General features: G+C 26.5%; 25 protein-coding genes. All 25 read right to left on the bottom strand.

Translation table 11 applies throughout. The features are described from left to right. Window positions 1-13: 13 nt before the first annotated feature. The gene (locus tag AZI32_RS18400) at window positions 14-124 is read right to left on the bottom strand and encodes a Clo7bot family Cys-rich peptide (protein WP_157450873.1); all 111 of its coding nucleotides are present in this window, start codon (window positions 122-124) and stop codon (window positions 14-16) included. A gap of 213 nt (window positions 125-337) precedes the next feature. After that, window positions 338-475, bottom strand: a complete 138-nt coding sequence (locus AZI32_RS18395) for a Clo7bot family Cys-rich peptide (RefSeq protein ID WP_157450872.1) — start codon at window positions 473-475, stop codon at window positions 338-340. Window positions 476-737: 262 nt separating this feature from the next. After that, complete coding sequence (locus AZI32_RS17995; RefSeq protein WP_081496222.1) at window positions 738-857, bottom strand: Clo7bot family Cys-rich peptide; 120 nt, start codon at window positions 855-857, stop codon at window positions 738-740. Window positions 858-899: 42 nt separating this feature from the next. Continuing rightward, window positions 900-1,037 carry a Clo7bot family Cys-rich peptide gene (locus AZI32_RS17990; protein ID WP_082761202.1) on the bottom strand — a complete coding sequence of 46 codons (138 nt, stop codon included), beginning with the start codon at window positions 1,035-1,037 and terminating at the stop codon, window positions 900-902. 152 nt (window positions 1,038-1,189) lie between these two features. Then, window positions 1,190-1,306 (bottom strand): Clo7bot family Cys-rich peptide, encoded by a 117-nt coding sequence (locus tag AZI32_RS17985; RefSeq protein WP_081496223.1) that lies wholly within the window; start codon window positions 1,304-1,306, stop codon window positions 1,190-1,192. A gap of 455 nt (window positions 1,307-1,761) precedes the next feature. After that, entirely contained in the window at window positions 1,762-1,893 is a 132-nt protein-coding gene (locus tag AZI32_RS17975) for a Clo7bot family Cys-rich peptide (protein WP_082761200.1), read from the bottom strand. Window positions 1,894-1,931: 38 nt separating this feature from the next. Continuing rightward, window positions 1,932-2,054, bottom strand: a complete 123-nt coding sequence (locus tag AZI32_RS17970; RefSeq protein WP_082761199.1) for a Clo7bot family Cys-rich peptide — start codon at window positions 2,052-2,054, stop codon at window positions 1,932-1,934. 1,245 nt (window positions 2,055-3,299) lie between these two features. Then, window positions 3,300-4,007, bottom strand: a complete 708-nt coding sequence (locus tag AZI32_RS08835) for a LytTR family DNA-binding domain-containing protein (RefSeq protein WP_207710390.1) — start codon at window positions 4,005-4,007, stop codon at window positions 3,300-3,302. A 502-nt stretch (window positions 4,008-4,509) separates the two neighbouring features. Then, window positions 4,510-5,493 (bottom strand): asparaginase, encoded by a 984-nt coding sequence (locus AZI32_RS08830; RefSeq protein WP_061995490.1) that lies wholly within the window; start codon window positions 5,491-5,493, stop codon window positions 4,510-4,512. Between the two features lie 431 nt (window positions 5,494-5,924). Beyond that, window positions 5,925-7,400 carry a stage IV sporulation protein A gene (spoIVA, locus tag AZI32_RS08825; protein WP_061995489.1) on the bottom strand — a complete coding sequence of 492 codons (1,476 nt, stop codon included), beginning with the start codon at window positions 7,398-7,400 and terminating at the stop codon, window positions 5,925-5,927. Window positions 7,401-7,706: 306 nt separating this feature from the next. After that, window positions 7,707-8,531 carry a 4Fe-4S binding protein gene (locus AZI32_RS08820; protein ID WP_157450876.1) on the bottom strand — a complete coding sequence of 275 codons (825 nt, stop codon included), beginning with the start codon at window positions 8,529-8,531 and terminating at the stop codon, window positions 7,707-7,709. A gap of 28 nt (window positions 8,532-8,559) precedes the next feature. Beyond that, window positions 8,560-8,661: a CD1871A family CXXC motif-containing protein gene (locus AZI32_RS19050; RefSeq protein ID WP_275934982.1), complete on the bottom strand. Its 102-nt coding sequence runs from the start codon at window positions 8,659-8,661 to the stop codon at window positions 8,560-8,562. A 119-nt stretch (window positions 8,662-8,780) separates the two neighbouring features. Then, on the bottom strand, window positions 8,781-9,848 hold the full coding sequence (locus AZI32_RS08815; protein WP_061995487.1) for a TlpA disulfide reductase family protein: 1,068 nt from the start codon (window positions 9,846-9,848) through the stop codon (window positions 8,781-8,783). A 193-nt stretch (window positions 9,849-10,041) separates the two neighbouring features. Beyond that, complete coding sequence (locus tag AZI32_RS08810; protein WP_082761198.1) at window positions 10,042-11,046, bottom strand: NAD(P)H-dependent glycerol-3-phosphate dehydrogenase; 1,005 nt, start codon at window positions 11,044-11,046, stop codon at window positions 10,042-10,044. A 283-nt stretch (window positions 11,047-11,329) separates the two neighbouring features. Beyond that, window positions 11,330-12,649, bottom strand: coding sequence for a ribosome biogenesis GTPase Der (gene der, locus AZI32_RS08805; RefSeq protein ID WP_061995486.1), 1,320 nt, complete (start codon window positions 12,647-12,649; stop codon window positions 11,330-11,332). 1 nt (window position 12,650) lies between these two features. Then, a complete protein-coding gene (locus tag AZI32_RS08800; protein ID WP_061995485.1) occupies window positions 12,651-13,985 on the bottom strand; it encodes a DUF512 domain-containing protein in 1,335 nt (444 codons plus the stop codon). Between the two features lie 540 nt (window positions 13,986-14,525). After that, window positions 14,526-16,241 carry a HAMP domain-containing sensor histidine kinase gene (locus AZI32_RS08795; protein ID WP_061995484.1) on the bottom strand — a complete coding sequence of 572 codons (1,716 nt, stop codon included), beginning with the start codon at window positions 16,239-16,241 and terminating at the stop codon, window positions 14,526-14,528. Further along, window positions 16,222-16,926 carry a response regulator transcription factor gene (locus tag AZI32_RS08790; RefSeq protein WP_061995483.1) on the bottom strand — a complete coding sequence of 235 codons (705 nt, stop codon included), beginning with the start codon at window positions 16,924-16,926 and terminating at the stop codon, window positions 16,222-16,224. The genes AZI32_RS08795 and AZI32_RS08790 overlap by 20 nt, the downstream gene beginning before the upstream one ends. A 7-nt stretch (window positions 16,927-16,933) precedes the next feature. Next, on the bottom strand, window positions 16,934-17,653 hold the full coding sequence (gene pgeF / locus AZI32_RS08785) for a peptidoglycan editing factor PgeF (RefSeq protein ID WP_061995482.1): 720 nt from the start codon (window positions 17,651-17,653) through the stop codon (window positions 16,934-16,936). A 108-nt stretch (window positions 17,654-17,761) separates the two neighbouring features. Beyond that, a complete protein-coding gene (nrdR, locus tag AZI32_RS08780; protein WP_010292871.1) occupies window positions 17,762-18,217 on the bottom strand; it encodes a transcriptional regulator NrdR in 456 nt (151 codons plus the stop codon). A gap of 88 nt (window positions 18,218-18,305) precedes the next feature. Then, window positions 18,306-18,566 carry a YlmC/YmxH family sporulation protein gene (locus tag AZI32_RS08775; RefSeq protein WP_061995481.1) on the bottom strand — a complete coding sequence of 87 codons (261 nt, stop codon included), beginning with the start codon at window positions 18,564-18,566 and terminating at the stop codon, window positions 18,306-18,308. 157 nt (window positions 18,567-18,723) lie between these two features. Continuing rightward, on the bottom strand, window positions 18,724-19,497 hold the full coding sequence (gene sigG / locus AZI32_RS08770; protein ID WP_061995480.1) for an RNA polymerase sporulation sigma factor SigG: 774 nt from the start codon (window positions 19,495-19,497) through the stop codon (window positions 18,724-18,726). A gap of 76 nt (window positions 19,498-19,573) precedes the next feature. After that, window positions 19,574-20,272 carry an RNA polymerase sporulation sigma factor SigE gene (gene sigE, locus AZI32_RS08765; protein WP_157450875.1) on the bottom strand — a complete coding sequence of 233 codons (699 nt, stop codon included), beginning with the start codon at window positions 20,270-20,272 and terminating at the stop codon, window positions 19,574-19,576. 43 nt (window positions 20,273-20,315) lie between these two features. Further along, entirely contained in the window at window positions 20,316-21,104 is a 789-nt protein-coding gene (locus AZI32_RS08760) for a sigma-E processing peptidase SpoIIGA (RefSeq protein WP_061995478.1), read from the bottom strand. Between the two features lie 283 nt (window positions 21,105-21,387). Further along, window positions 21,388-22,524, bottom strand: a complete 1,137-nt coding sequence (gene ftsZ / locus AZI32_RS08755) for a cell division protein FtsZ (RefSeq protein WP_061995477.1) — start codon at window positions 22,522-22,524, stop codon at window positions 21,388-21,390. Window positions 22,525-22,529: the final 5 nt, after the last annotated feature.

Genomic DNA, 22,529 nt, shown 5'->3' with positions numbered 1-22,529 from the left:
AAATTTATTTGTTTTATATCATAGAATGATATACCTCGCAATTATTGCAATTTTCACACACATTACAATCTGAACAATAGCAATACCAATTCATATTCTTTGATTTTTTTATTATATACTTCATGACCCCCTCCTAATTCATTGAATTTATATAAATTGACTTCTCTTTTCATGTTATAGGGTTCCAAGTTGACTTTTAAAGTTATTGAATAAATTTAAATTTGAGCTTGTTTCCCTATAATATTACGAAAAGAGAAATCAATATTTAATATATTACTGTTAATTTTATATACTTTAATGTAAGACACCAAAAAACTTATCTATACATAAGTATGATTTAGAAATTTAAGCTATATACCACACAAACATCAATGCAACCATCTTCTAGACATACTTCCGCACAAGTTCGTTTAGGACAATTTTTACAAAGACAATAGCCATCTTCATTTTTTGATTTTCTTATTATATATCTCATAAACTCCTCCTATTTTCTTATTAATATATAAATTAATTTTTAATTATTAATAAAATCAATATTACAAATTAACATATTAGCACTGATTATATATTTTAAGATATAATCCTAACACAAGTCTTAAATAACTTACTTAGTATGTTAAACTTATAAATTAAAAATTTGGAGTATATTTTTAAGTAAAATCATATTATAAAATAGTGTAGAACAAAATTACTTTTAATTTATAATAAAGTTAAAACTTAAGATTATAACAGATTATTTAATAATAATATGTCTTACATTGATTTCCACAATTTTCATGACAATCACTACAATTGCTACAATAACAATAGCCTAAACTATATCTTAATTCCTTCTTTCTATAAATTACATATTTCATGATAAAATCTCCAATCAAAACACTTGTTGTATTACTTTTATATTAATTTCCGTTAATTGGACAATCCACGACGCAAACTCTTGTACAATTGTTTACACATACCTTACTGCAACCTTTGTCTGAACACCCTATTACACAAAATCCATCTTTATAGTTCATATTTTTAATAATATATTTCACCTATCAGCCCTCCCTTTTTATGCCCTTAAACTACGAATTATATGATATCTTTATAACGCTTACTATAATTCTTAAAGCTATTGTTATAATTTTCTGAATTTTATTGATAAATTTTTAATATTTATTTAAATTTCTAAGAATGTATCTTCTTATTAATTAAATGCATATTGACATATAGTTTGTCCTACGCAGTCATTTATACAATTTCCTGAACATATTAAACAATATCCTTTAGAAAATTTTTCAGCTGGTTTTTTCACATATTTCATAATTTCTCTCCCCTCATAGTATCTACTATATTGAGTTAATCATATAGCCACTCTAAATTTTATAAATTCATCAAAGCTATGCTAGTTTTTCTTGAAAAGTTATTCCCTATAAAAGAAAGAAATTAAAGAATTTAATTTGAAATTTATCAACAAAATAGTTTCCCTATAAAATTTAATATAACAATTATCAATAAAATTACTATACTATTTTATATTACGTATAAATTCCACATCTACTAGCACATTTTAATGAACAATAATCGCACTGATCACAATAGCATAAACCATTTTTAAAATTTTTAGGCTTAATTATAAATTTCATATACTACTACCTCTACTATCCATTATTTATGCTTTTAAAATTACTATATTTATATAAACTCTAATTACAAACTTAAATTAATAATTACGTTATACAATTGTTAAATGTTATATTTTGCTTACTGTATTTAAAATTAATTACTTTCATTGTATGATGTACAATAACCACATCCAGCTTGTTTAGAACAATCGTTATGACAATTTTCTGAACATGCATTGCAAAAACCTAACGCATATTTTTCTGATGGTTTTCTTATAAATTTCATTTATTCCACCCCCACTTAATCAATTTTGATATTTTTTATTAACTATTGCTACTAGGATCCATAACTATACATTGATCTGCACATCTGTTATCGCAATTTTTGTCACAAACTACGCAAAATCCTAATTGAAATTTGTTAGATGGCTTTTTTATAAATTTCATAAACTTTCCCTCCTTAATTTAATATAATTTTTTATATGAACATTGATGTTTCCTATTTATTTAACCTGTCAAATCAGAAAGTTAACTAAAAGAAAACTATAGGGCTCCAAGTTTACTTTTAAAATTACTTGTTCCAAAACTTAGATACCTAAAATAGTTAGACATGCTCCGAATTACTTAGAATTCAACACTACATTTTATATAAAAATATTTTAAAGTTAGTGAATAAATTTAAATTGGGGCTTGTTTCCCTATATCAATGTACAAAACTTAATTTAGAATGTCATCGTTTGCATTTTAAATAAGCACTAAAAGCATATAACTATTTATTTTTAACACTTTAATATATAGTTCTCCTTTTTTAAAAGCACCTATTTTATACTGTCTAATTAATTTTATTTAACAAATTCATTTTGAATAAATTTTATTTTAGTTTTAATATATTTTCATCACCTAAAATATAATTTTGCCTTAACCTTATATTACTTGTCCCATTTTTTTAAGTTTAACTTTAAAAAAATTGTATCATGATTCTATTTTTTTTCAATATAATTGGTATGAATAATACTTATACTAGAATAAATAGATTTTTTTTAATCTCTGTCCATATTTTTGTCACATTTTGTCTATTTTTTATTATATTTATTCATAATTTAATTGATTTTAATTATATATGTTTCAATTTTACCAAACATGTAGGATTTTAAAATAAATTTTTATTTATATATTTATCAAATGAGAAAATTGAAGATTAATATCATACTAATGGTTAACAGCTTATTTTTTCTTAACTAATACTAAAAATTTAATGAATATTATTGAAGTTTAAGTTTATTTCCTTATATATGGTGCAGGCTGAATTTTAATTACACACTTATTAAGTTTTAAAAAATCACTTGTAATTATAAAGATAATTACAAGTGATTTTAATTGGCGGTATTTTATATATTAAAATCATTATTATATTCTAAAGTCTAAATAAAATTCATGAAATAAGTATAATAAATCATATATTCATTTCTAATATTTAAGAAATAATAAAAAATATAGTTTCTTCTTAAATTTAATTTCATAATCTTTACTTTATGAGAAATATACTTAAAATAAAATTATGATATTTTAATTCAATTACATTAATTTAAATCTCATCACCAAAAGTTAATACATAATTACTCATCCATTTTAAAATATATTTGTAAATTTAAAGAACACAGAAACATTTAACTTAATAGTACATAAATTAATTTAAATCCATATGGAGTCCTCTAAAATTTTTGTTAACTTTTCTCTAAATTCTTTTAATCGATATTTGCTTATAGGTATATAAGTATCATTAATTTTAATTATATTATCCTTTATTTCTTTTAATTTATTAAGATTGACTAAAAAACTTTTATGACATCTAAAAAAATTATATTCAGATAATTTTTCTTCAAATTTACTCAAAGTCATTTTAAGCATATATTCATTGTCTTCTGTGTGTATAGTAATCATCTTTTGCATTACTTCTATATACTCAATCTCATCTATATTTAAAATTATGATTTCTCCCTTATATTTAATAACCAATTTTTTTTGTCTATTAATATTTTTAATACATTTTAATGTAACAACTTTAATAGTTTCATACCTTATAGGTTTCAATAAATATCTATATGCTCTTACTTCATACCCCTCATAAATATAATTATTAAACTTCGTTACAAATATTATTTCTACTGTGGAATCAAATTTTCTTATCTCTTTAGCCGCTTCTATTCCATTTATTTTTCCTACATTTATGTCCAAAAATATAATATTCATTCTTCTATAATTTTTCAAAAGTTCTTCTCCAGAATCAAACTCTAACAATTCATATTCAAACCCTGTTTCTCCAATAATTTTGTTTAAATATTTTTTTAAAGAGTTTCTTTGCGCAATATCACTTTCACAGATTCCTATACGAATATACATAATACCCTCCCTTTTATTAGTTTTCAATATTATGGGCAAGTAATTTCTAGCTACTAATAAAAAAGGTGATGATTTTCTTTTAATATATTATTTTTCACTTCTTTAATTTTTAAAATTTTACTAAAATAAACTTTTAAACTAAATATCATTTCTTAAGAATCTGTTATTTGTTATTTTTTTAACATTTGAAATCAATTATTTTTTTAATATCTAATTAATGTTTTGATTCATATATTAATTTCTAATTATATTATAATCTTGACCTAAAACATTTACTATATTTAATATACTAATTTAAATTTTATTATAGCACAAATATTAGGTTAAATTTTCACTTTTTACCTATTTTTAAAATAAAAATCATTTTATGTTAATATTTTTTACAAAGTATTCCTATAAATTCCATTTTAATTTAAATATTATCTTAAAAATATAAAAAATCACAAAAATAGATGTAATATTTTCGTTTATATTACATCTATTTTATAAAGGCTTTTATATTTTAGTAATGTCCATTTTCAAATATTTTTCTTATCTCTGTTATATTTTTAGTTTTTCCTAATGCTATAATAAGTTTTATCCTAGCTTTTTGTCCTGGCATACTATCAGCAAATATAACCCCTGCATTTCTTAGGTCTTTTCCGCCGCCTTCATAACCATAGCTATCTAAAACTCTACCTCTGTAGCATCTAGTAACCATAACTACAGGTATACCTTTTTCTATAGCTTTTTTAACAGATGTAGCCATTTGAGGTGGTAAGTTTCCCCTTCCAGTGCCCTCTACAACTAATCCCTTCACACCACGCTCTACACAAAAATCTATATATTTTCCATCCATCCCAGCGCAAGCTTTAATTAATTCAACATCAGTTTCTATTTTATCAGTTCCTATGTAATCATGATCCAAACTTTCTCTATAGAAATGTGCTTCATTGTTGTCTACAATTCCTACTAGCCCAAATTCTGGACTTTCAAATGTGTTAAGTTTCATTGAATGAGATTTAGTTACTTCACTTGCTGCATTAATTTCATCATTTAAACAAACTAAAACACCTCTACCCCTTGCTTGATTAGATGTAGCTGTACATATAGATGCCGCTAAGTTAGCTGGACCATCATATCCAAGTTCTGAACTATTTCTCATAGATCCAGTTATAACTATTGGTTTGTCACTCTTAATTGTTAAGTGTAGGAAATATGCTGTTTCTTCTAAAGTATCTGTTCCATGTGTGACAACAACACCATCAACATCTTCTCTTTCTAAAAAACCTTTTATATAATTAGATAATTCTAACATAAGTTCTGGTGTAACATGTGGGCTTGGCAATGATGAAAAGTTATATGATTCTACTTCCGCATGAGATTCAATTCCAGTAACCATAGACATTATTTCCTCACCATTTAAAGTTGGAACTGCCGCCTTAATTCTTTCATCTACCTTCATTGATATTGTGCCACCATTAAAAATAACAACTACTTTTTTCATGTGTATATACCTCCTAATTACTATCACGTCTAACCATTCATATATGGATTTTATTCCATTAATCAAATAATATGTTTAATCCAATAAAATTTTGAAAGGATTTATTTATTTTCATCTCATATAATTTACAAAAATTTAATTTTAAGTTTAAACTCTTTCAATAAATATTTTACAACATTTTTTAGTTTTTTAAAGTGTTTATTTTTAAAAAAGAAGATTTAAAATTTTTATACTATTAATAGTTACTATTCATTTTTTCTCAATAATCATTCTGACCTATTCTTTTTATTACACAAACCTAAGAATTTAAGCCAAAAAACACTAACAATTATGATTTTTTTCTTGCAATAATGTGCTATTATTGCAAAATTAAAAATGGAGTGATTTTTAAATTCACTCCATTTTTACCATTTTATACATTTATTTTTTCATTACAATATTATGCAAATTAACCCTCCGCTTCCTTCATTTATAATTTTTTGAAGGGTTCGTTGCAATTTATTTTGAACATCATCTGGCATTTTATACAATTTACTTTGAAGACCTTCTTTAACTATTTCCTCTAAAGGCTTTCCAAACATATTGCTTTGCCATATTTGAGATGGGTCATTCTCAAATTGATCTAGAATAGCCTTATAAAAGTCTTCACTTTGCTTTTCAGTCCCAACTATTGGAACTTCTGTTTCCACATCTGCCCTTATAATATGCAAAGAAGGTGCTGAAGCTTTTAGTTTTATTCCCTTTCTAGCTCCACTATTTATAAGCTCTGGAACCTCTAGCTTCATTTCTGATAACTGTGGAGCCACCAACCCATATCCTGTATTATTAACATCAATTAGCGCATCTTTTATTTTATCGTATTCAACTTTAGCTTTATAAAAACTTTCCATCATTTTTAATAACTGACTTTCATTTTTTATATCTATACTACAAGTTTCACCTAAAATTTTATAAAATAATTCTTTCTTAGGTAGTATATCTAGCCTTGAAGTTCCATCACCCATTTTCATTTCTTTGATTTTTATGGCAGATAAATTCTCTAATCCATCAAGGTTTTCTAAAATTTTTGTAATATCTCTAACTTTGGTTATTTCTCCACTCATATCTTTTAAAGCACTCATTATATTAACCTTTAACCAATGTTTACTATCTAGTTCTTCTATCCATTGTGGCATGTCTATGTTAATTTCTTTAACTGGGAATTCTTTAAGTACATTGCTGAATATGTCTGATACACCCTCTTTATCCAACTCCATAACATTTACTAATTGCACTGGAATATCATATTTTTTTTCCATTTCTTTACGCAGATTTTTACTTTCCTCTGTGTTTACATCTTTGCAATTACATAATATTATAAAAGGTTTATTTATAGATTTTAATTCAGATATAACTCTTTCTTCAGCTTCAACATACTCTTCTCTATCTAACCCTGCAATAGAACCATCTGTAGTCATAACTATGCCTATTGTTGAATGATCATTTATTACTTTTTTAGTGCCTATTTCTGCTGCTTCTTCAAAAGGAATTTCATAATCAAACCAAGGTGTATTTACCATTTTAGGACCTTGTTCTTCATTATATCCCAATGCATTTTTAACTATATACCCAACACAATCTACCATTCTAACTTTAAATAAAGCTCCATTTTCCAATTTGATTTCTATTGCCTCATTAGGTACAAACTTAGGTTCTGTTGTATGAATAGATTTTCCTGAACCACTTTGTGGTAATTCATCCTTTGCTCTTTCTTTCTTATGTTCGTTTTCTATGTTAGGTATAACCATCATTTCCATAAATCTCTTTATGAAAGTTGACTTTCCAGTCCTAACTGGTCCTACTACCCCAACATATATATCCCCTTGTGTTCTTTCGGCTATATCATTGTATATATTAAAATTTTCCAAGTTTCACCCTCCCACAACTTAATATTGACACTATATATATATTAGAAAAATAAAACTAATATACCATTTTGATGAAAATTACTTTTAATCAATATTTATTAATATAAGAAAATGAGCTCCCATTTAAATTTATTCAATAACTTTAAAATACTTTTATATAAAATGTAGTGTTTAGTTCTAAGCACTTTAGATTTTGTCTTATATTCTTGGTATCCAAGTTTTAAAATTTATAACTTTTAATTTATCCTATATTTTATGCACAGATATTAAAAATCAGAATAAAATAAAAAAATAACCATAAAAGAGTTATTCTCTTTTATGGTTATTTTTTATTAAAGGTAAATCAAACCCTTTAGTTATAGCTCCTTTACTACATTCCTTAGCACATTCTCCACATCTTATACATTCTAAACTATTAGGATTTTTATATACTTCTATATTCAATTTACACTTTCTCATACATTTTTTACACATTGTACACTTATCTTTATTAACATTCAGCTTATAAAAACTTATAGGATTAAACAGTGAATATATTGCTCCTAATGGACAAATATATCTACAAAACGGTCTATATACAACTATAGATAAAAGTATGGTTATAATTAGTATAAATATTTTCCATTTAAACAAAAATCCTATAGTTCCTCTTAATGATACATTCATTATAGTTAAAGGTATACCAGCCTCTAATGTTCCTGCTGGACATATAAGTTTACAAAAGTAAGGGCTTCCTATACCTACATCATCAACTAAAAACATAGGGAGAATTATTACAAATACTACTAACACTATATACTTTAAGTATTTCAAAACACCATTAACTTTTTTATTAACATTAATTTTTTTAGATGGTATTTTATATAACAAATCTTGTATTAATCCAAAGGGACATATAAACCCACAAATAAGCCTTCCAAATATGACTCCAAAGAGAGTTATCAAGCCAATAGTATAATACGCCATATTATACTTCAACGATCCTATAGTAGCCTGTAATGATCCTATAGGGCATGATCCTAAAGACCCTGGACATGAATAACAATTTAAACCTGGAACACAAGTCTTTTTTAAATTACCCTTATATATATGACCTTCAAAAAAACCTTTAAAATATCCATTACTAACCATAGCTGAAATCACTTGTGTAATTCTTCTCTTATCCAATACCTATACACTCCAAACATATATTTATAGCTTTTTGAAGAACGATACCAACTTCTCCTCTATAAATTCCAAATAAAATAAATCCTATAGCCATAAATAAAGTACAATATGTTATAAACTTTTTCACTTTAATCACCACACCTTAATTTTAAATAGAATTTAATATTATACATTTTCAAATTAAGGTAACATACCGTTACCTTAATTGGGTTATTATTTTAAAAATTCATCTATAATTTTTTTATACTCATCTTTTTCTTTACCACCAATTATTGGTTCACCAACTATTTTCCCTTCATTATCAACTAAAATAGTTGTAGGAGTTCCCACTATATCTTTTAAAACTCCATTTTTCAAACTATCATCAGGAATTATATTGACATATGTAACTGCTTTTTTTGCCAATATATCTTTAGCTCTTTTAGCTGTTTCATCATCTTTAGCATCATTTACTATACCTAAAATATTAACACCCTTATCTTTATACTCATTATATAAATCTTCAAAAACTGGCATTTCTGCTACACAAGGTCCGCATTCAGTCCCCCATATATTTACAACTGTTATTTTATGTTGTGAAAATAATTTAGAATCTACCTTGTTTCCATTAGTATCCTTTGTATCAAATTCTATTTTATTATTACCTTTAATTTTATTAACTTCATCTTTAGGTGTAACAATATCTATAACCTTTATACTATTTTTTATATTTTCTGCCTGTTCTAAATAAGTATTATACTCTTTTTTCTCTGTGTCACTTAAACCTTTTATATATTCATCTTTAGCTCCATAAACTAAGTAGTACTCTATACCATCTTGCTCTCCTACTTTTACACTATTTTTATATTTTTCCTCTATATCTTTTAGAGTATTTTCTTTAGCTTTATCCTTCTCTATCCCTACAATCTCAAATAATGGTTTAAAACTTTCCTCAAATAACTTCATATATTCTTCATCTAAACTTTCACCATTTGATTTTTCTCCTAATTCTCCAAGCTTTTTAAAAGCACTATCACTTATATAATTTCCTATAAGCTTTCCATAGATACCTTGTCCATCATTACCTACCCCTAAAAAGTCAACTACACCTTTTCCTTCTATTCTTTCATTAAAATCTTTTGGTTTTTTGAAAGATACACCTAACTCGCTGATTTTAAATTCATTATCTTCTTTTTGTTCTACTTGACTTTTATTTGAATCACTTTTTACGCTATTACCACATCCTATCATTCCTAATGGTATAATAGTTGCTATTAATAAAATTATCATTTTCTTTTTCATAGTTTAACATCTCCTAAAACTTATATTGTTTTTAATCCACATCTTAAATTATATTGATGTTAACTTACATAAAAATAAAACAGCCCTTAAATAAACCTTAAAAATATTAAATAATAAAAAAACACCTTGAAAGTTTTAATACTTCCAAAGTGGTTTTCATATAATATATTAATTTTCAAATTTCATTTTAATTTTATTCATATATGCCATTTTCCCTCTTTTTATTTCTTGACATAAGCTCATACACCCCATATTTAGGATCTTTGTTTTCAAATAAAACTTTATATAAAACATCTGTTATCGGCATAGTAATATTTTCTTTTTCCTTTAACTCATAAAATGCTTTACAGGCTTTTATTCCTTCAACAACCATACCAACATTTTCAACTGCTTCATCCATAGACATACCTTTACCAATTAATATTCCAGCTCTTCTATTTCTACTATGAACACTTGTACAAGTAACTATAAGATCTCCAAAACCTGTAAGCCCATTAAATGTTTCTGGCTTCCCTCCAAGTTTTATTCCTATTTTCATTATTTCATGCATGCCTCTAGTCATCAACGCTGCCTTAGCATTATCACCATAACCTATACCATCTGATATCCCTGCGGCTAATGCTATAATGTTTTTACAAGCTCCTCCAATTTCTACACCAATTAAATCATCATTAGTATAAACTCTAAATTTATTAGACATAAAAACATCCTGTACTTTTTCAGCCGCTTCCATTTTTAATGATGAAACCACCACTGTAGTTGGTATATCAACTGCAACCTCTTCAGCATGGGATGGACCTGATAAAACTACTACAGGTGCAACCTTAATTTCTTCATCTATTATTTCAGACATTCTTTTCAAAGTACCACTTTCTAAACCTTTAGCAACGGTAACAATTATTTGATTTTTATTTACAACAGTTGATAACTGTTTGCTTATATCTCTTATAGCATGAGATGGAACTGCCAAAACTATTATACTACTCTCTTTAACAGCACCTTCCATATCATTATATCCAATCATATTGCTTGGAATTGTAACATTGGGTAAATATTTTATATTTTCTCTTTTTTTATTTATATCTTCAATTGTCTCTTTTTTATGAGCCCATATAGAAACTTCTACACCTTTTTTTGCTAACATAACACCTAGTGCGCTTCCAAAACTTCCAGCTCCTAATATAGATACTTTTTCCAAATAAAACACCTCCCATTATTCTTAATACCTATATAGTAATTATATACAAATTCTATTTATTTACAAATATAATTTTCTCTTTATACACCAAGAACTGTGATTTTCAATCACAGTTCTTATATTAAGGTATAATCAAATAAATAATAAATCAGTATTCTCACCTATTTGTCACAAATACCTCGTCGACAAAATCCATACATAGCCTCACTATGACTTAATTTCATCTTTTTGTCTTGTGACAAATATGCTTCAAATCTTTTACCTTTTATTTCTTTTCATATGTCTAATCTTCTTTTCTTTGTCTAAATATTAGTTTAATACCTGTACCTTTAAACTCAAAATTCTCTCTTAATTGATTTTCTAAGTATCTTTCATAAGAGAAATGTAATAGATTAGGGTCATTTACAAAGAATATAAATGTTGGAGGTTTTGTTCCAACTTGAGTTGCATAAAATATTTTTAATCTTCTTAATGCTACTATTGGAGGTTCTTTCATAAGTACCGCTCTACTTATAACATCATTTAAAACTCCAGTTGCAACTCTTTTACTATAGCTATCATAACATTCTTTAGCCATTTGTAATACCTTATTAACTCTTTGACCTGTTTTTGCTGATATAAACAGATATGGAGCATAACTCATAAATGATAATCCCTTAGCAATATTATTTTGGAATTCTTTCATAGTTTTATCATCTTTTTCAATCAAATCCCATTTATTAACTATAACCATTATTGCTTTGTTTAATTCATGAGCATATCCAACTATTTTTTCATCCTGGTCACTTAAACCATCTGTTGCATCTATCATTAAAATACAAACATCTGCTCTCTCTATTGCAGTAAGAGTTCTTACAACACTATATCTTTCAATTTCCTCTTTAACCTTGCTCTTTCTTCTTAATCCAGCTGTATCTATTAAAGTAAATTTACCTTCATTAGTTTCTACCTTACTGTCAATTGCATCTCTGGTAGTTCCTGGAATATTACTTACTATATTTCTATCTTCACCTATTATTTTATTGATTAAAGAAGATTTACCTACATTAGGTTTCCCTATCATAGCTATTTTTATATCTTCTTCCTCTTCTTCACTTGCATCATTATAGTTAAAATGTTTAACTACTTCATCTAACATATCACCAAGGCCTAATCCTTGTGATGCAGATATTGTTACTGGATTTCCAATACCTAAGTTATAGAACTCATATGCATTGTCTTCTTGTTCTATTCTATCTACCTTATTTACAACTAATACTATAGGTTTTTTACTTTTTCTTAACATTTGAGCTACTTCATGATCTGATGGATGAAGTCCAGCTTTTCCATCAACTATAAATACTATAACATCAGCAGTTTCTATAGCTATGTTTGCTTGTCTTCTCATTTGACTCATTATTATATCTTCATTAGTAGGCTCAATTCCACCTGTATCTATAATTGTAAAATTATGATTTAGCCATTCAGCCTCAGCATATATTCTGTCTCTAGTAACTCCTGGTGTATCTTGAACTATAGCAATTCTTTTTCCAGCCAACTTATTAAATAACGTAGATTTACCTACATTTGGTCTTCCAACTATTGCAACTATTGGTTTTCCCATCTTAATCCTCCTCCAAATTTTTGTTTATTATGCTTATTAAATCATCCCCAGCATAATCACAAATCAGTATTTTTCTTTTTAAAATTTTTTCTAACTCAGAAACTTTATAATCATCTAAAAGTAATCCTTGTGCTTCCTCTCCTAATTCATATCCTTTTTTCAACATATTATTAGGCATTATTAAATAATCCCCTAACTCATGGTCTTTTACAGTATTTATTATATCCCTACCTGTCAATAGCCCTGCTACTGTAATAGTTTTCCCAAAATATTCATTTTTAATAGCTATCACATTTATTTTTATTTTAGGATTAGCATCCATGATTTCTTTTGCTGCCTCTTTTATAAATTTTTCAGCAGAAACACCTGTAACCATAGAAATACTTCCCGATATGTTCAAATTAAGGTTACCTATTGTATTTGATATAGTTTCCCTTAACATTCTTATCATGCCTATTCCGTCTTCTAATTGTTCATAGGAGCCATAATGCTCACTACTTGGAATATCTTCCTGTGCCATAACATAGAATTCATCTGACAGCCTTACAAACGGATCTCCACTTAATTTTATATATTTACTTTGTAACTGTGATACATGTTTTATTAATTCTTTAGAACTGATTCTATCAAAAAGCTCTAATTCTTTAAGATTTTTTCTAAATTTAGTTACCCCTAAAGGAACTACTGCTAAATTCTGTACACTTGGATACAGATTATATAAATCTTCTATTGTTTTTAAAAGCTCTTCTCTATCATTAATTCCTTTGCAACAAACTACTTGGGTGTTGATTTTTATGCCAGCATCTGAAAGTTTTTTTAATATGTCGTAAATATTCCCTGCAAACCTATTGTTTAACATTTTAACCCTAAGCTCTGGGTTAGTTGTATGTACTGAGACATTTATAGGACTAATTCTATACTTTATTATCCTATCTATATCTTCATCTTTCATATTGGTTAAAGTTAAAAAATTTCCTTGTAAAAAAGAAAGTCTTGAATCATCATCTTTGAAATATAAGGTTTCTCTCATTCCTTCTGGAAGTTGATCTATAAAACAAAATATGCATTTATTATGACAACTCATAGGTTTATCCAGAATTGCTTCTTTAAATATTATACCTAAATCTTCATCATATTCTTTTTCTATTTCAATTTCCCAAATTTCTCCATTTGGTTTTTCAACTTCTATTTCCAAGTATTCATCAGTAATTAGAAATTTGTAATCTATAATATCTTTTACTTCATTTCCATTGATACTTACAAGCTTATCACCTGTTTCAATTTCTACTTCTTCAGCTATACTATTAGGAAGAATTTTTGAGATTATATTTTTCATTTAGATTCCTCCTTTTTCTACTTTTTTATACTGTATACATTATGTTATATTATATTAATTACTGTTATTAGTCAATATCCATTAACGTTTAATACTCCCTTAGTTAGTATTTTAAATAGTACGTTTATCTTGAAACTATTTTCATTTATATTTTAATTTTACCCATTTTAATAAAATAATAAAATTTTTTTGAAAATCTTATTATTTTTCAAATTTATTTTCATTCTAAATTTGAATTACATAATTAAGATTCTTATTTTAACTGAAAATATCAATGTATTATAAATATAAAATTGGACATTTGAAATACTGATTAAAATTTTTTCATTGCTATGTTATTTTTGGATTTTTAGACTTAACTTTATACATAGGATTGGAAATATCTATATTACAAAAAATAGTCCCAAAATAAAATTCAAATTTTATTTTGAGACATACATTATATTTAGGAGATAATTATCATTACGACTATATTTTAGTGTTTCAAATAACACTTTATAATTACTATATTACACCAATTTATATATTTTTTCAAATATTTCACATTTTTTCATAAGGTATCCATATTTGAAATTTGGTACCTACCCCTAAATTACTTTCAACTTGTATATTAGCATCGAATTTTAATGCTATATGTTTAACTATAGCCAAACCTAATCCTGTTCCTCCACTAGACCTTGACCTGTCTTTATCTACTCGATAAAACCTTTCAAATAATCTTGGTAAATGTTCACTAGATATTCCGACACCATCATCCTCTACCTCAATTATACATCCATTTTCTTTATCCTTAGTTCTTATTATTACATTATTTCCTTCAGAATATTTTATCCCATTATCAACTAAATTTATTATCATTTGTTTTAGTTTGTCTTTTTCCGCCATAACTATGTTTAATTTATTAAGCTCCATTTTTAAATTTATATTTTTTGTTTGAGCAAAATTTTTCATAAGTTCGTAGACATTTTCTATTACAACATTTATATCTACTTGCTCTAATTTTAAATCTATTTGTCTTTCTATATCTGATAAAATCAATATATCTGATATTAATGTTGTTAATCTATCACTTTCTTCTTCTATAATTCCTAAAAACTTATTTCTTGTTTCTTCATCCTCTACATATTTTAAAGTTTCTGTAAATCCTTTTATCGAAGTAAGCGGCGTTTTTAATTCATGTGATACATTAGCTACAAATTCACTTCTTACATTTTCTAATCTTTTTACATCAGTTACATCTTGTATTACTGCAACTTTTCCAATATGTTGACTTCTATTTATAATTTCAGCTGTTCTTACTCTAAGATATGTTTCATTTGAAATTTCTATTTTTATTTCTTTATAATTTTTATCTAAATCTTCAAATAACATATTCATATCAAAATTTTTACATATATTATTTATGTTTTCTCCTATAACGTCCTTTTCTATATTGAATATTTTTTTAGTATATGCATTTAACATTATAACTTTGTTATTTATATCTATAGCAATTAATCCACTGTCCATACTTTGCAGTATTGCCGAAAGTCTATTTTGTTTTTCTTTAACTTCATTTAAAGTAAATTCCAATTTATTAGCCATTCCATTAAAACATTGCCCCAATTTACCTATTTCATCATTTGTAGTTATCTTCACTCTTCTATCTAATTCTCCATCTGCAATCATTGATGTTATCTTTTGAAGATCACTTATAGGCTTTGATATTACATAAGAAAGTTTAGATGCTATCCATATAGAAAAAATCAATGTGGTAATTACAAGAGCAACATATAACGCTATATATGCTCTGTCAACATTTTTCACTATTTTATCTAGTCTTGATATCCTTACTATATAATTTTCATATTTTTTAGCATAATATATTGTATCGGAATTTAAATGATTGCTTTTTCTTATCAAAAAACTTTCACCATATTTATTAGCTCTATTAACTTCTTCTTTTTCTTCATAATTGTTATCTTTTACTGAATCATAAATCAGAGTTAAATCATTTTTTAAAATTGTTACCCTTATCTCTTCATTTTCTAGTTCTTTAATAAAATCTATTTTATCCTTTTCACTTATATCTCTTTCTATCAAACCATTTATGGCATTAGCATATATTTTAAAAGTTTCTTTTGCACTTTCCTGCCTTTGATAATCTAAAACATTTAAAAATAATATAGTAACTAATACTAATACTGACACTATAGCTACAAGTATACATACTGTTATTTTTCTTTTCATAGATCCATTAGATTTCGTTTTTTTCATAATTAAATCTATATCCTATCCCTCTTATAGTTTGAATGTATTTAGGGTTCTTATCATCTTTCTCTATCTTTTGTCTTAAGTGTCTTATATGAACATCTACTGTTCTAGTTTCTCCAACATATTCATATCCCCAAATTTTATCAAGTAAAACTTCTCTCGTTACTACCTTACCTTCATTTTTTATAAGAATTTCAAGTAACTCAAACTCTTTAAGAGTTAACTCAATCCTTTGACCATCTATTTTCACTTCATGTTTGTCAAAATTAATAGTAATATTATCAAATTTAAAATCTGAACTATCCTTTTTACTACCTGTTCGTCTTAATATAGCTTTTACTCTAGCTACTAATTCTCTTACTGAAAATGGTTTAGTAATATAATCATCTGCCCCTAATTCTAATCCTAATATTTTATCTATTTCTTCACCTTTTGCTGTTATCATTATTATAGGTATTTCACAAATTGATGGATCTTTTCTAATAATTCTACATACCTCTAATCCGTCAATTCCAGGCAACATAAGGTCTAATAATATTAAGTCTGGATGATTTTCTTTTACACATTTCAATGCTAAATCACCAGTGTTAGATGTAATTACATTACATCCTTCCTTTTCTAAATTAAATTTTATAAGTTCTAATATATGTTCCTCATCATCGACAACTAAAATTTTTTTCTCCGCCATAAAATTGCTATTTCATATATACAAATGAAAATAGCCTTCCCTCCCTCTCATCTATTTTTCTATAAGAATATAATTTATAATTCTCACAGCAATAAGTACAAAGTTTAATTGTATTTATATTTTCTTTTTCCACTCCTATTAAAGCTAACTGAGCAAAAATGCATTTTTCTAAATCTAAATATCTTCCTTGATTTATATTTATATTTTTATAAATATCTAAGTTTTTAAACTTTTCAATAAGTTCCTGACTAACTTCATAGCAGCATGATCTGTTATGCGGCCCTATATATATACTTAAATCCTTGGGATTTATATTATAATCTTTTACCATCTTGTTTATAGTTTTTAATACTATTTTTTCATATGTACCTTTCCAACCACTATGTATAGCAGCTATAACTTTTTCTTTATTATCTACAATAATAACAGGAACACAATCAGCTGTAAATATACCTATACCTATATTTCTTTTATTAGTTATAATACTATCTCCATCTAATTCTTTTATAGATTTTTCATTATAACTATATATTATATCACTATGAATCTGATTTAAGTATTCTATGTTATCTAACTTAAAAAATCCTTTTACTTTATCTAAATTTTCTAAACCTATATTCAAATTTTTATTTAAATTTAAACCCTGTTTAGAAGTGGAAAATACTATTTCTGCACAGTCATTTTGAAAAGTTAAAAATTCATAGCCATTTATATTTTTAATTTCCATTTTATCTTCCCCTTTTTTCTAAAAACTATATTAAAACAAAATATATAAGTTAATTATTGATTTTAGATTTTTTATATAAAAATAAAACACTACAAAAATTATAGTGTTTTATTTTAAATTTCTTAATTTATCAATTTCCTGAATAAAAGTATCTATATCATCAAACTGTCTATATACAGATGCAAACCTAACATATGCTACTTCATCTATATACTTTAATTTTTCAAGGACCATTTCTCCCAATTCTTCTGATTTTATTTCTACCATCATTTTATTATTTAAACTTTTCTCTATATCATTAGCTATATCTTCTATAATGGCCCTCGTTACTGGTCTCTTTTGACAAGCAGTAACTATACCTCTTATTAACTTTTCTCTATTAAAAAATTCCCTATGTTGACCTCTTTTAATTACTAGTATAGGCATTTCTTCTATTTTTTCATATGTAGTATACCTTTTATTACAAGAAAGACATTCTCTTCTTCTTCTTATAGCCAAATTATCTTCAGTTGATCTAGAATCTACAACTTTACTGTCTTCGCTACTACAAAATGGACATCTCACATCAATTCACTACTTTCCTAAAGAATTTATTATATTCTTATTATACACATATTAAAATAAATTTCTATAAAATTTTCATAAATTTATTTTATTCATCAAAACTTATTATTCCATCGCCATCAACTAATATTACGTCCAGTCCTATTTTCTTTATCTTTTCCCAAGGTATTTCTATGTCAGTATTCTTCATAAACCATCCAGTCTTTTGAGTAGGAAGTACTATTGATGTTACTCTATACTCATCACAATTTATTCTTAAATCCTTTATAAATCCAAGTTTAGCCCCAGTGTTTATATCTATTACCTCCATCATTTTTAAACTATTTATAGCATACATTGAATTTTCCATTCATCTCCCACTCCTTTATTTAGTGCTTTATTTAAATTTATTCAATAACTTTAAAATAATTTTATAGTTTTAATTCTATACTAACTAGCTTGTACTATTTATATGTTAATACCAAAACTTATATTACATTTATAAAAAAATAGAGCCTTTTTAGGCTCTAAACGTATTTTCTCATATGTTTTAATGCTGTTTTTTCTAATCTTGATACTTGAGCTTGAGATATTCCAATTTCGTCTGCTACCTCCATTTGAGTTCTGCCATCAAAAAATCTTAAATTTAATATTAATTTTTCTCTAGCAGTCAACTTCTTCATTGCTTCTTTTATAGATATATTTTCAAGCCAACTATCATCTAAATTTTTACTATCACTTACTTGATCCATAACATAAATGGCATCTCCTCCATCATGGTAAATCGGTTCAAATAACGAAACTGGATCTTGTATAGCATCTAAAGCAAAAACCACTTCTTCCTTAGGTATCTCTAATTCTTTAGCTATTTGAGATACTGTAGGTTCTTTATTATCCTTATTTACTAGTCTATCTCTAACTTGGAGTGCCTTGTATGCAATATCTCTAAGAGATCTACTAACTCTAATTGAGTTATTATCCCTTAAATACCTCCTAATTTCTCCAATAATCATAGGCACAGCATAAGTAGAAAATTTTACATTTTGACTTAAGTCAAAGTTATCAATTGCTTTTATAAGACCTATGCACCCAACTTGGAATAAATCATCTACATTCTCACCTCTATTATTAAACCTTTGTATAACACTAAGAACTAGTCTTAAATTGCATTTGATAAATTTTTCTCTACAGCTGTCATCTCCATTTTGCATTTTAAAAAGTAGTTCTCTCATCTCCTTTTCTTTTAATACTGGCAATTTCGATGTATTTACTCCACATATTTCTACTTTGTTTATTATCATAAGGTCATCATTCCCTTCAGAGTAATTGCATTTTAATTATTTCCTGATGTAATAATTTTTATACTCGGGACAAACCTTATAACATTTTATTAATTTCTTTTTTCAATCTTTTTATTATTCTTTTTTCAAGTCTAGATATATAAGATTGTGATATTCCTAGCATATCAGCAACTTCTTTTTGTGTTTTTTCATTGCATCCATTTAATCCAAATCTTAATTCTACAATTTCTTTTTCCCTATCGTTTAACCTATCCATTGCCAATAACAATAATTGTTTATCCACTTCATCTTCTATAAGATTATATACAATATCATTTTCAGTTCCTAAAATATCTGATAGCAATAATTCATTACCATCCCAATCTATATTTAGTGGCTCATAAAAAGATATTTCTGTTTTTATTTTACTATTCCTTCTTAAATACATTAAAATCTCATTTTCTATGCATCTGGATGCATATGTAGCAAGCTTTATTTTTTTCTCTGGATCAAAAGTATTTACAGCTTTAATGAGTCCTATAGTTCCAACTGAAATTAGATCCTCAACATTAACTCCTGTATTTTCAAATTTTCTTGCTATATAAACAACCAATCTCAAGTTTCTTTCTATTAAAGTCGCTCTTATATTTTCATCTCCACCTACCAACTGTCTTACCAATTCCTCTTCTTCTTCCTTGGTAAGCGGTGGTGGTAATGCATCACTTCCACCAATATAATATATATTATTTTTTAAAAATTTAAACTTACCTAAAAAACTACTTACCTTTTCAACAATCCTTTTTAAAAACACCTTTAACTTCAAAAATATCCCTCCTCTATTAAACTAAAATTCCCCTTGGTAATAGTGCACCATAGTCTTTGCTATAGCTTAATTGATTATCACAGTATGCTAAAATTACTTCTTTAGTTATTTTTTGTCCATTTTCATTAATGGTCACACTGTCTGGCTTAAACCCTTGCAATTTTCCTAACTTCCCATTTACTACTGAATAGGTTATTGAATATTTTATATAATCTTTTATATCTACCCCCTCTAATATATTTTTTTGAACTACTATAACTGGCAAATTCGTTATAGGCTCCCTAAGTTCATTTCCTGTATCTAAAAAACCTTTAAATTTTATATTTTTTTCTTTTATCAAAACATCTACCTCATATATACACTGATGCATTAGCTTTCTATCCTTTATATAAAAAACTAATCTATCAATAATTAAATAAATAACCATTATTGATAAAGCTAATTTCTTGTAATTAAATTTGAATATATAATTATTAACCCCTTTATTGCCTATAGAAAAATAAAATGTAGTCCCTGCTAAAACCATAGAATATCCTATATAAATCAAAGTTCCTTTTAAATAAAATTTTTTACTATCAACACAAATTAAAATCATTAGAAATGCCACCAAAACGCTTGTTATTTTGTTATTTAAAAATCTCAGTTCTGGAAAAACTATGACAATTACATATAAACTTCCTAAAAATGCAGATAGTATCTGTCGTTTCAAAGCACATCGTTTTTTAATAGTTCGAAATGTTATTTGAAGTAGAAATAAATTTACTAAAAAGTTTTCTAATATTAGTTCATCTAAATATAAAACCAAATTTACTCACTCCCTTATCTTTATTATACATATATGTCATGGTAAATTTTGTAAAAACTCACCACTGTATTTTTCTATATTAATTGTCTTTTTCGTCAAATTGCATAGTATTTTCACTTTTTCCTTTATCAATATATACAAAGCTTCTTAATATCATCAAAAAAATAGTAAATTCTTAAACTTATATGGGAATAAAAAATAATTAATCTTTTGTTAATATAGGCATAAAAAAAAGAAGAAACTAAAGTTTCTTCTCTTTTATTATTTATATTATCTTCTTATATTATCTTCCACTTCTTCTTAGCCAAGTTGGAACTGAATAATCCAATTCAGGTTCTTCTACAGTCTTTGTAGCTGCAGCCTCTTCTTCTTGTTGTTGTGGCTGAATTTGACTATTTATTATACCTCTAGATGGCATTTCAGTTCTGCTTGCTTGCTGTTGAGTTGGAGATGGTTTTGATGCTTCATCTAATTCAAATCCTGTTGCTATAACAGTAATTCTTATTTCATCGTTTAAACTCTCATCAATAACTGCACCGAATATAATATTAGCATCTGGATCTGCCTCTTCTTGAACTATTTGTGCTGCTTCATTTATCTCTAGTAATGATAAATCTGCTCCGCCTGTAATGTTCAACAATACACCTGTCGCTCCAACAATTGATGTTTCTAATAGAGGACTTGATATAGCCTCTCTAGTAGCTTCTTGTGCCCTATTATCACCGTTTCCGTATCCAACACCCATGTGAGCAAGACCTTTGTCTAACATTATTGTACTAATATCAGCAAAGTCTAAATTAATTATTCCAGGTATTGTTATTAAGTCAGATATACCTTGAACACCTTGTCTTAAAACATCATCTGCTTTTCTAAAAGAATCAACTAAAGTAGTTTTTTTATCTACCATAGTTAAAAGTCTTTCGTTTGGAATTGTAACTAATGTATCTACAGATTCCTTAAGAGCCTTAATACCTTGCTCTGCATGTAACATTCTTTTTCTACCTTCAAATGAAAATGGCTTTGTTACAACACCAACTGTTAATATTCCCATAGACTTTGCTATTTCTGCTACAACTGGAGCTGCACCAGTTCCTGTTCCGCCACCCATTCCAGCAGTTATGAACACCATGTCCGCACCTTTTAACAATTGAATTATTTCTTCCTTACTTTCTTCCGCTGCTTTTCTTCCAATTTCAGGATTAGCACCAGCTCCTAATCCTCTAGTAAGCTTTTCTCCTAATTGTATCTTTTCTGTAGCTCTTGATAATGCTAACGCTTGTTTATCAGTGTTAATTCCTATAAACTCAACATTTTTCAAGCCTTCCTCAATCATTCTATTTACAGCGTTGTTTCCTCCGCCTCCACATCCAATAACCTTTATATTGCATAACTCCCTGTCTTGAACATCAAAATCTAGCACAATAC

It is taken from the genome of Clostridium sp. ATCC 25772 (genome assembly GCF_001573875.1).
GTDB classification, from domain to species: Bacteria; Bacillota; Clostridia; order Clostridiales; family Clostridiaceae; genus Clostridium_J; species Clostridium_J senegalense.
The sequence above is the reverse complement of the archived record's forward strand: the minus strand, read 5'-3'. Positions and strand labels throughout refer to the sequence as shown.

Coding starts and splice junctions, on each gene's coding strand:
- AZI32_RS18400 (WP_157450873.1), bottom strand. CDS start 124: ATGAAGTATATAATAAAAAAATCAAAGAATATGAATTGGTATTGCTAT.
- AZI32_RS18395 (WP_157450872.1), bottom strand. CDS start 475: ATGAGATATATAATAAGAAAATCAAAAAATGAAGATGGCTATTGTCTT.
- AZI32_RS17995 (WP_081496222.1), bottom strand. CDS start 857: ATGAAATATGTAATTTATAGAAAGAAGGAATTAAGATATAGTTTAGGC.
- AZI32_RS17985 (WP_081496223.1), bottom strand. CDS start 1,306: ATGAAATATGTGAAAAAACCAGCTGAAAAATTTTCTAAAGGATATTGT.
- AZI32_RS17975 (WP_082761200.1), bottom strand. CDS start 1,893: ATGAAATTTATAAGAAAACCATCAGAAAAATATGCGTTAGGTTTTTGC.
- AZI32_RS17970 (WP_082761199.1), bottom strand. CDS start 2,054: ATGAAATTTATAAAAAAGCCATCTAACAAATTTCAATTAGGATTTTGC.
- AZI32_RS08835 (WP_207710390.1), bottom strand. CDS start 4,007: ATGTATATTCGTATAGGAATCTGTGAAAGTGATATTGCGCAAAGAAAC.
- AZI32_RS08830 (WP_061995490.1), bottom strand. CDS start 5,493: ATGAAAAAAGTAGTTGTTATTTTTAATGGTGGCACAATATCAATGAAG.
- AZI32_RS08820 (WP_157450876.1), bottom strand. CDS start 8,531: ATGGTTAGTAATGGATATTTTAAAGGTTTTTTTGAAGGTCATATATAT.
- AZI32_RS19050 (WP_275934982.1), bottom strand. CDS start 8,661: ATGGCTATAGGATTTATTTTATTTGGAATTTATAGAGGAGAAGTTGGT.
- AZI32_RS08815 (WP_061995487.1), bottom strand. CDS start 9,848: ATGAAAAAGAAAATGATAATTTTATTAATAGCAACTATTATACCATTA.
- der (WP_061995486.1), bottom strand. CDS start 12,649: ATGGGAAAACCAATAGTTGCAATAGTTGGAAGACCAAATGTAGGTAAA.
- AZI32_RS08800 (WP_061995485.1), bottom strand. CDS start 13,985: ATGAAAAATATAATCTCAAAAATTCTTCCTAATAGTATAGCTGAAGAA.
- AZI32_RS08795 (WP_061995484.1), bottom strand. CDS start 16,241: ATGAAAAAAACGAAATCTAATGGATCTATGAAAAGAAAAATAACAGTA.
- AZI32_RS08790 (WP_061995483.1), bottom strand. CDS start 16,926: ATGGCGGAGAAAAAAATTTTAGTTGTCGATGATGAGGAACATATATTA.
- pgeF (WP_061995482.1), bottom strand. CDS start 17,653: ATGGAAATTAAAAATATAAATGGCTATGAATTTTTAACTTTTCAAAAT.
- AZI32_RS08775 (WP_061995481.1), bottom strand. CDS start 18,566: ATGGAAAATTCAATGTATGCTATAAATAGTTTAAAAATGATGGAGGTA.
- sigG (WP_061995480.1), bottom strand. CDS start 19,497: ATGATAATAAACAAAGTAGAAATATGTGGAGTAAATACATCGAAATTG.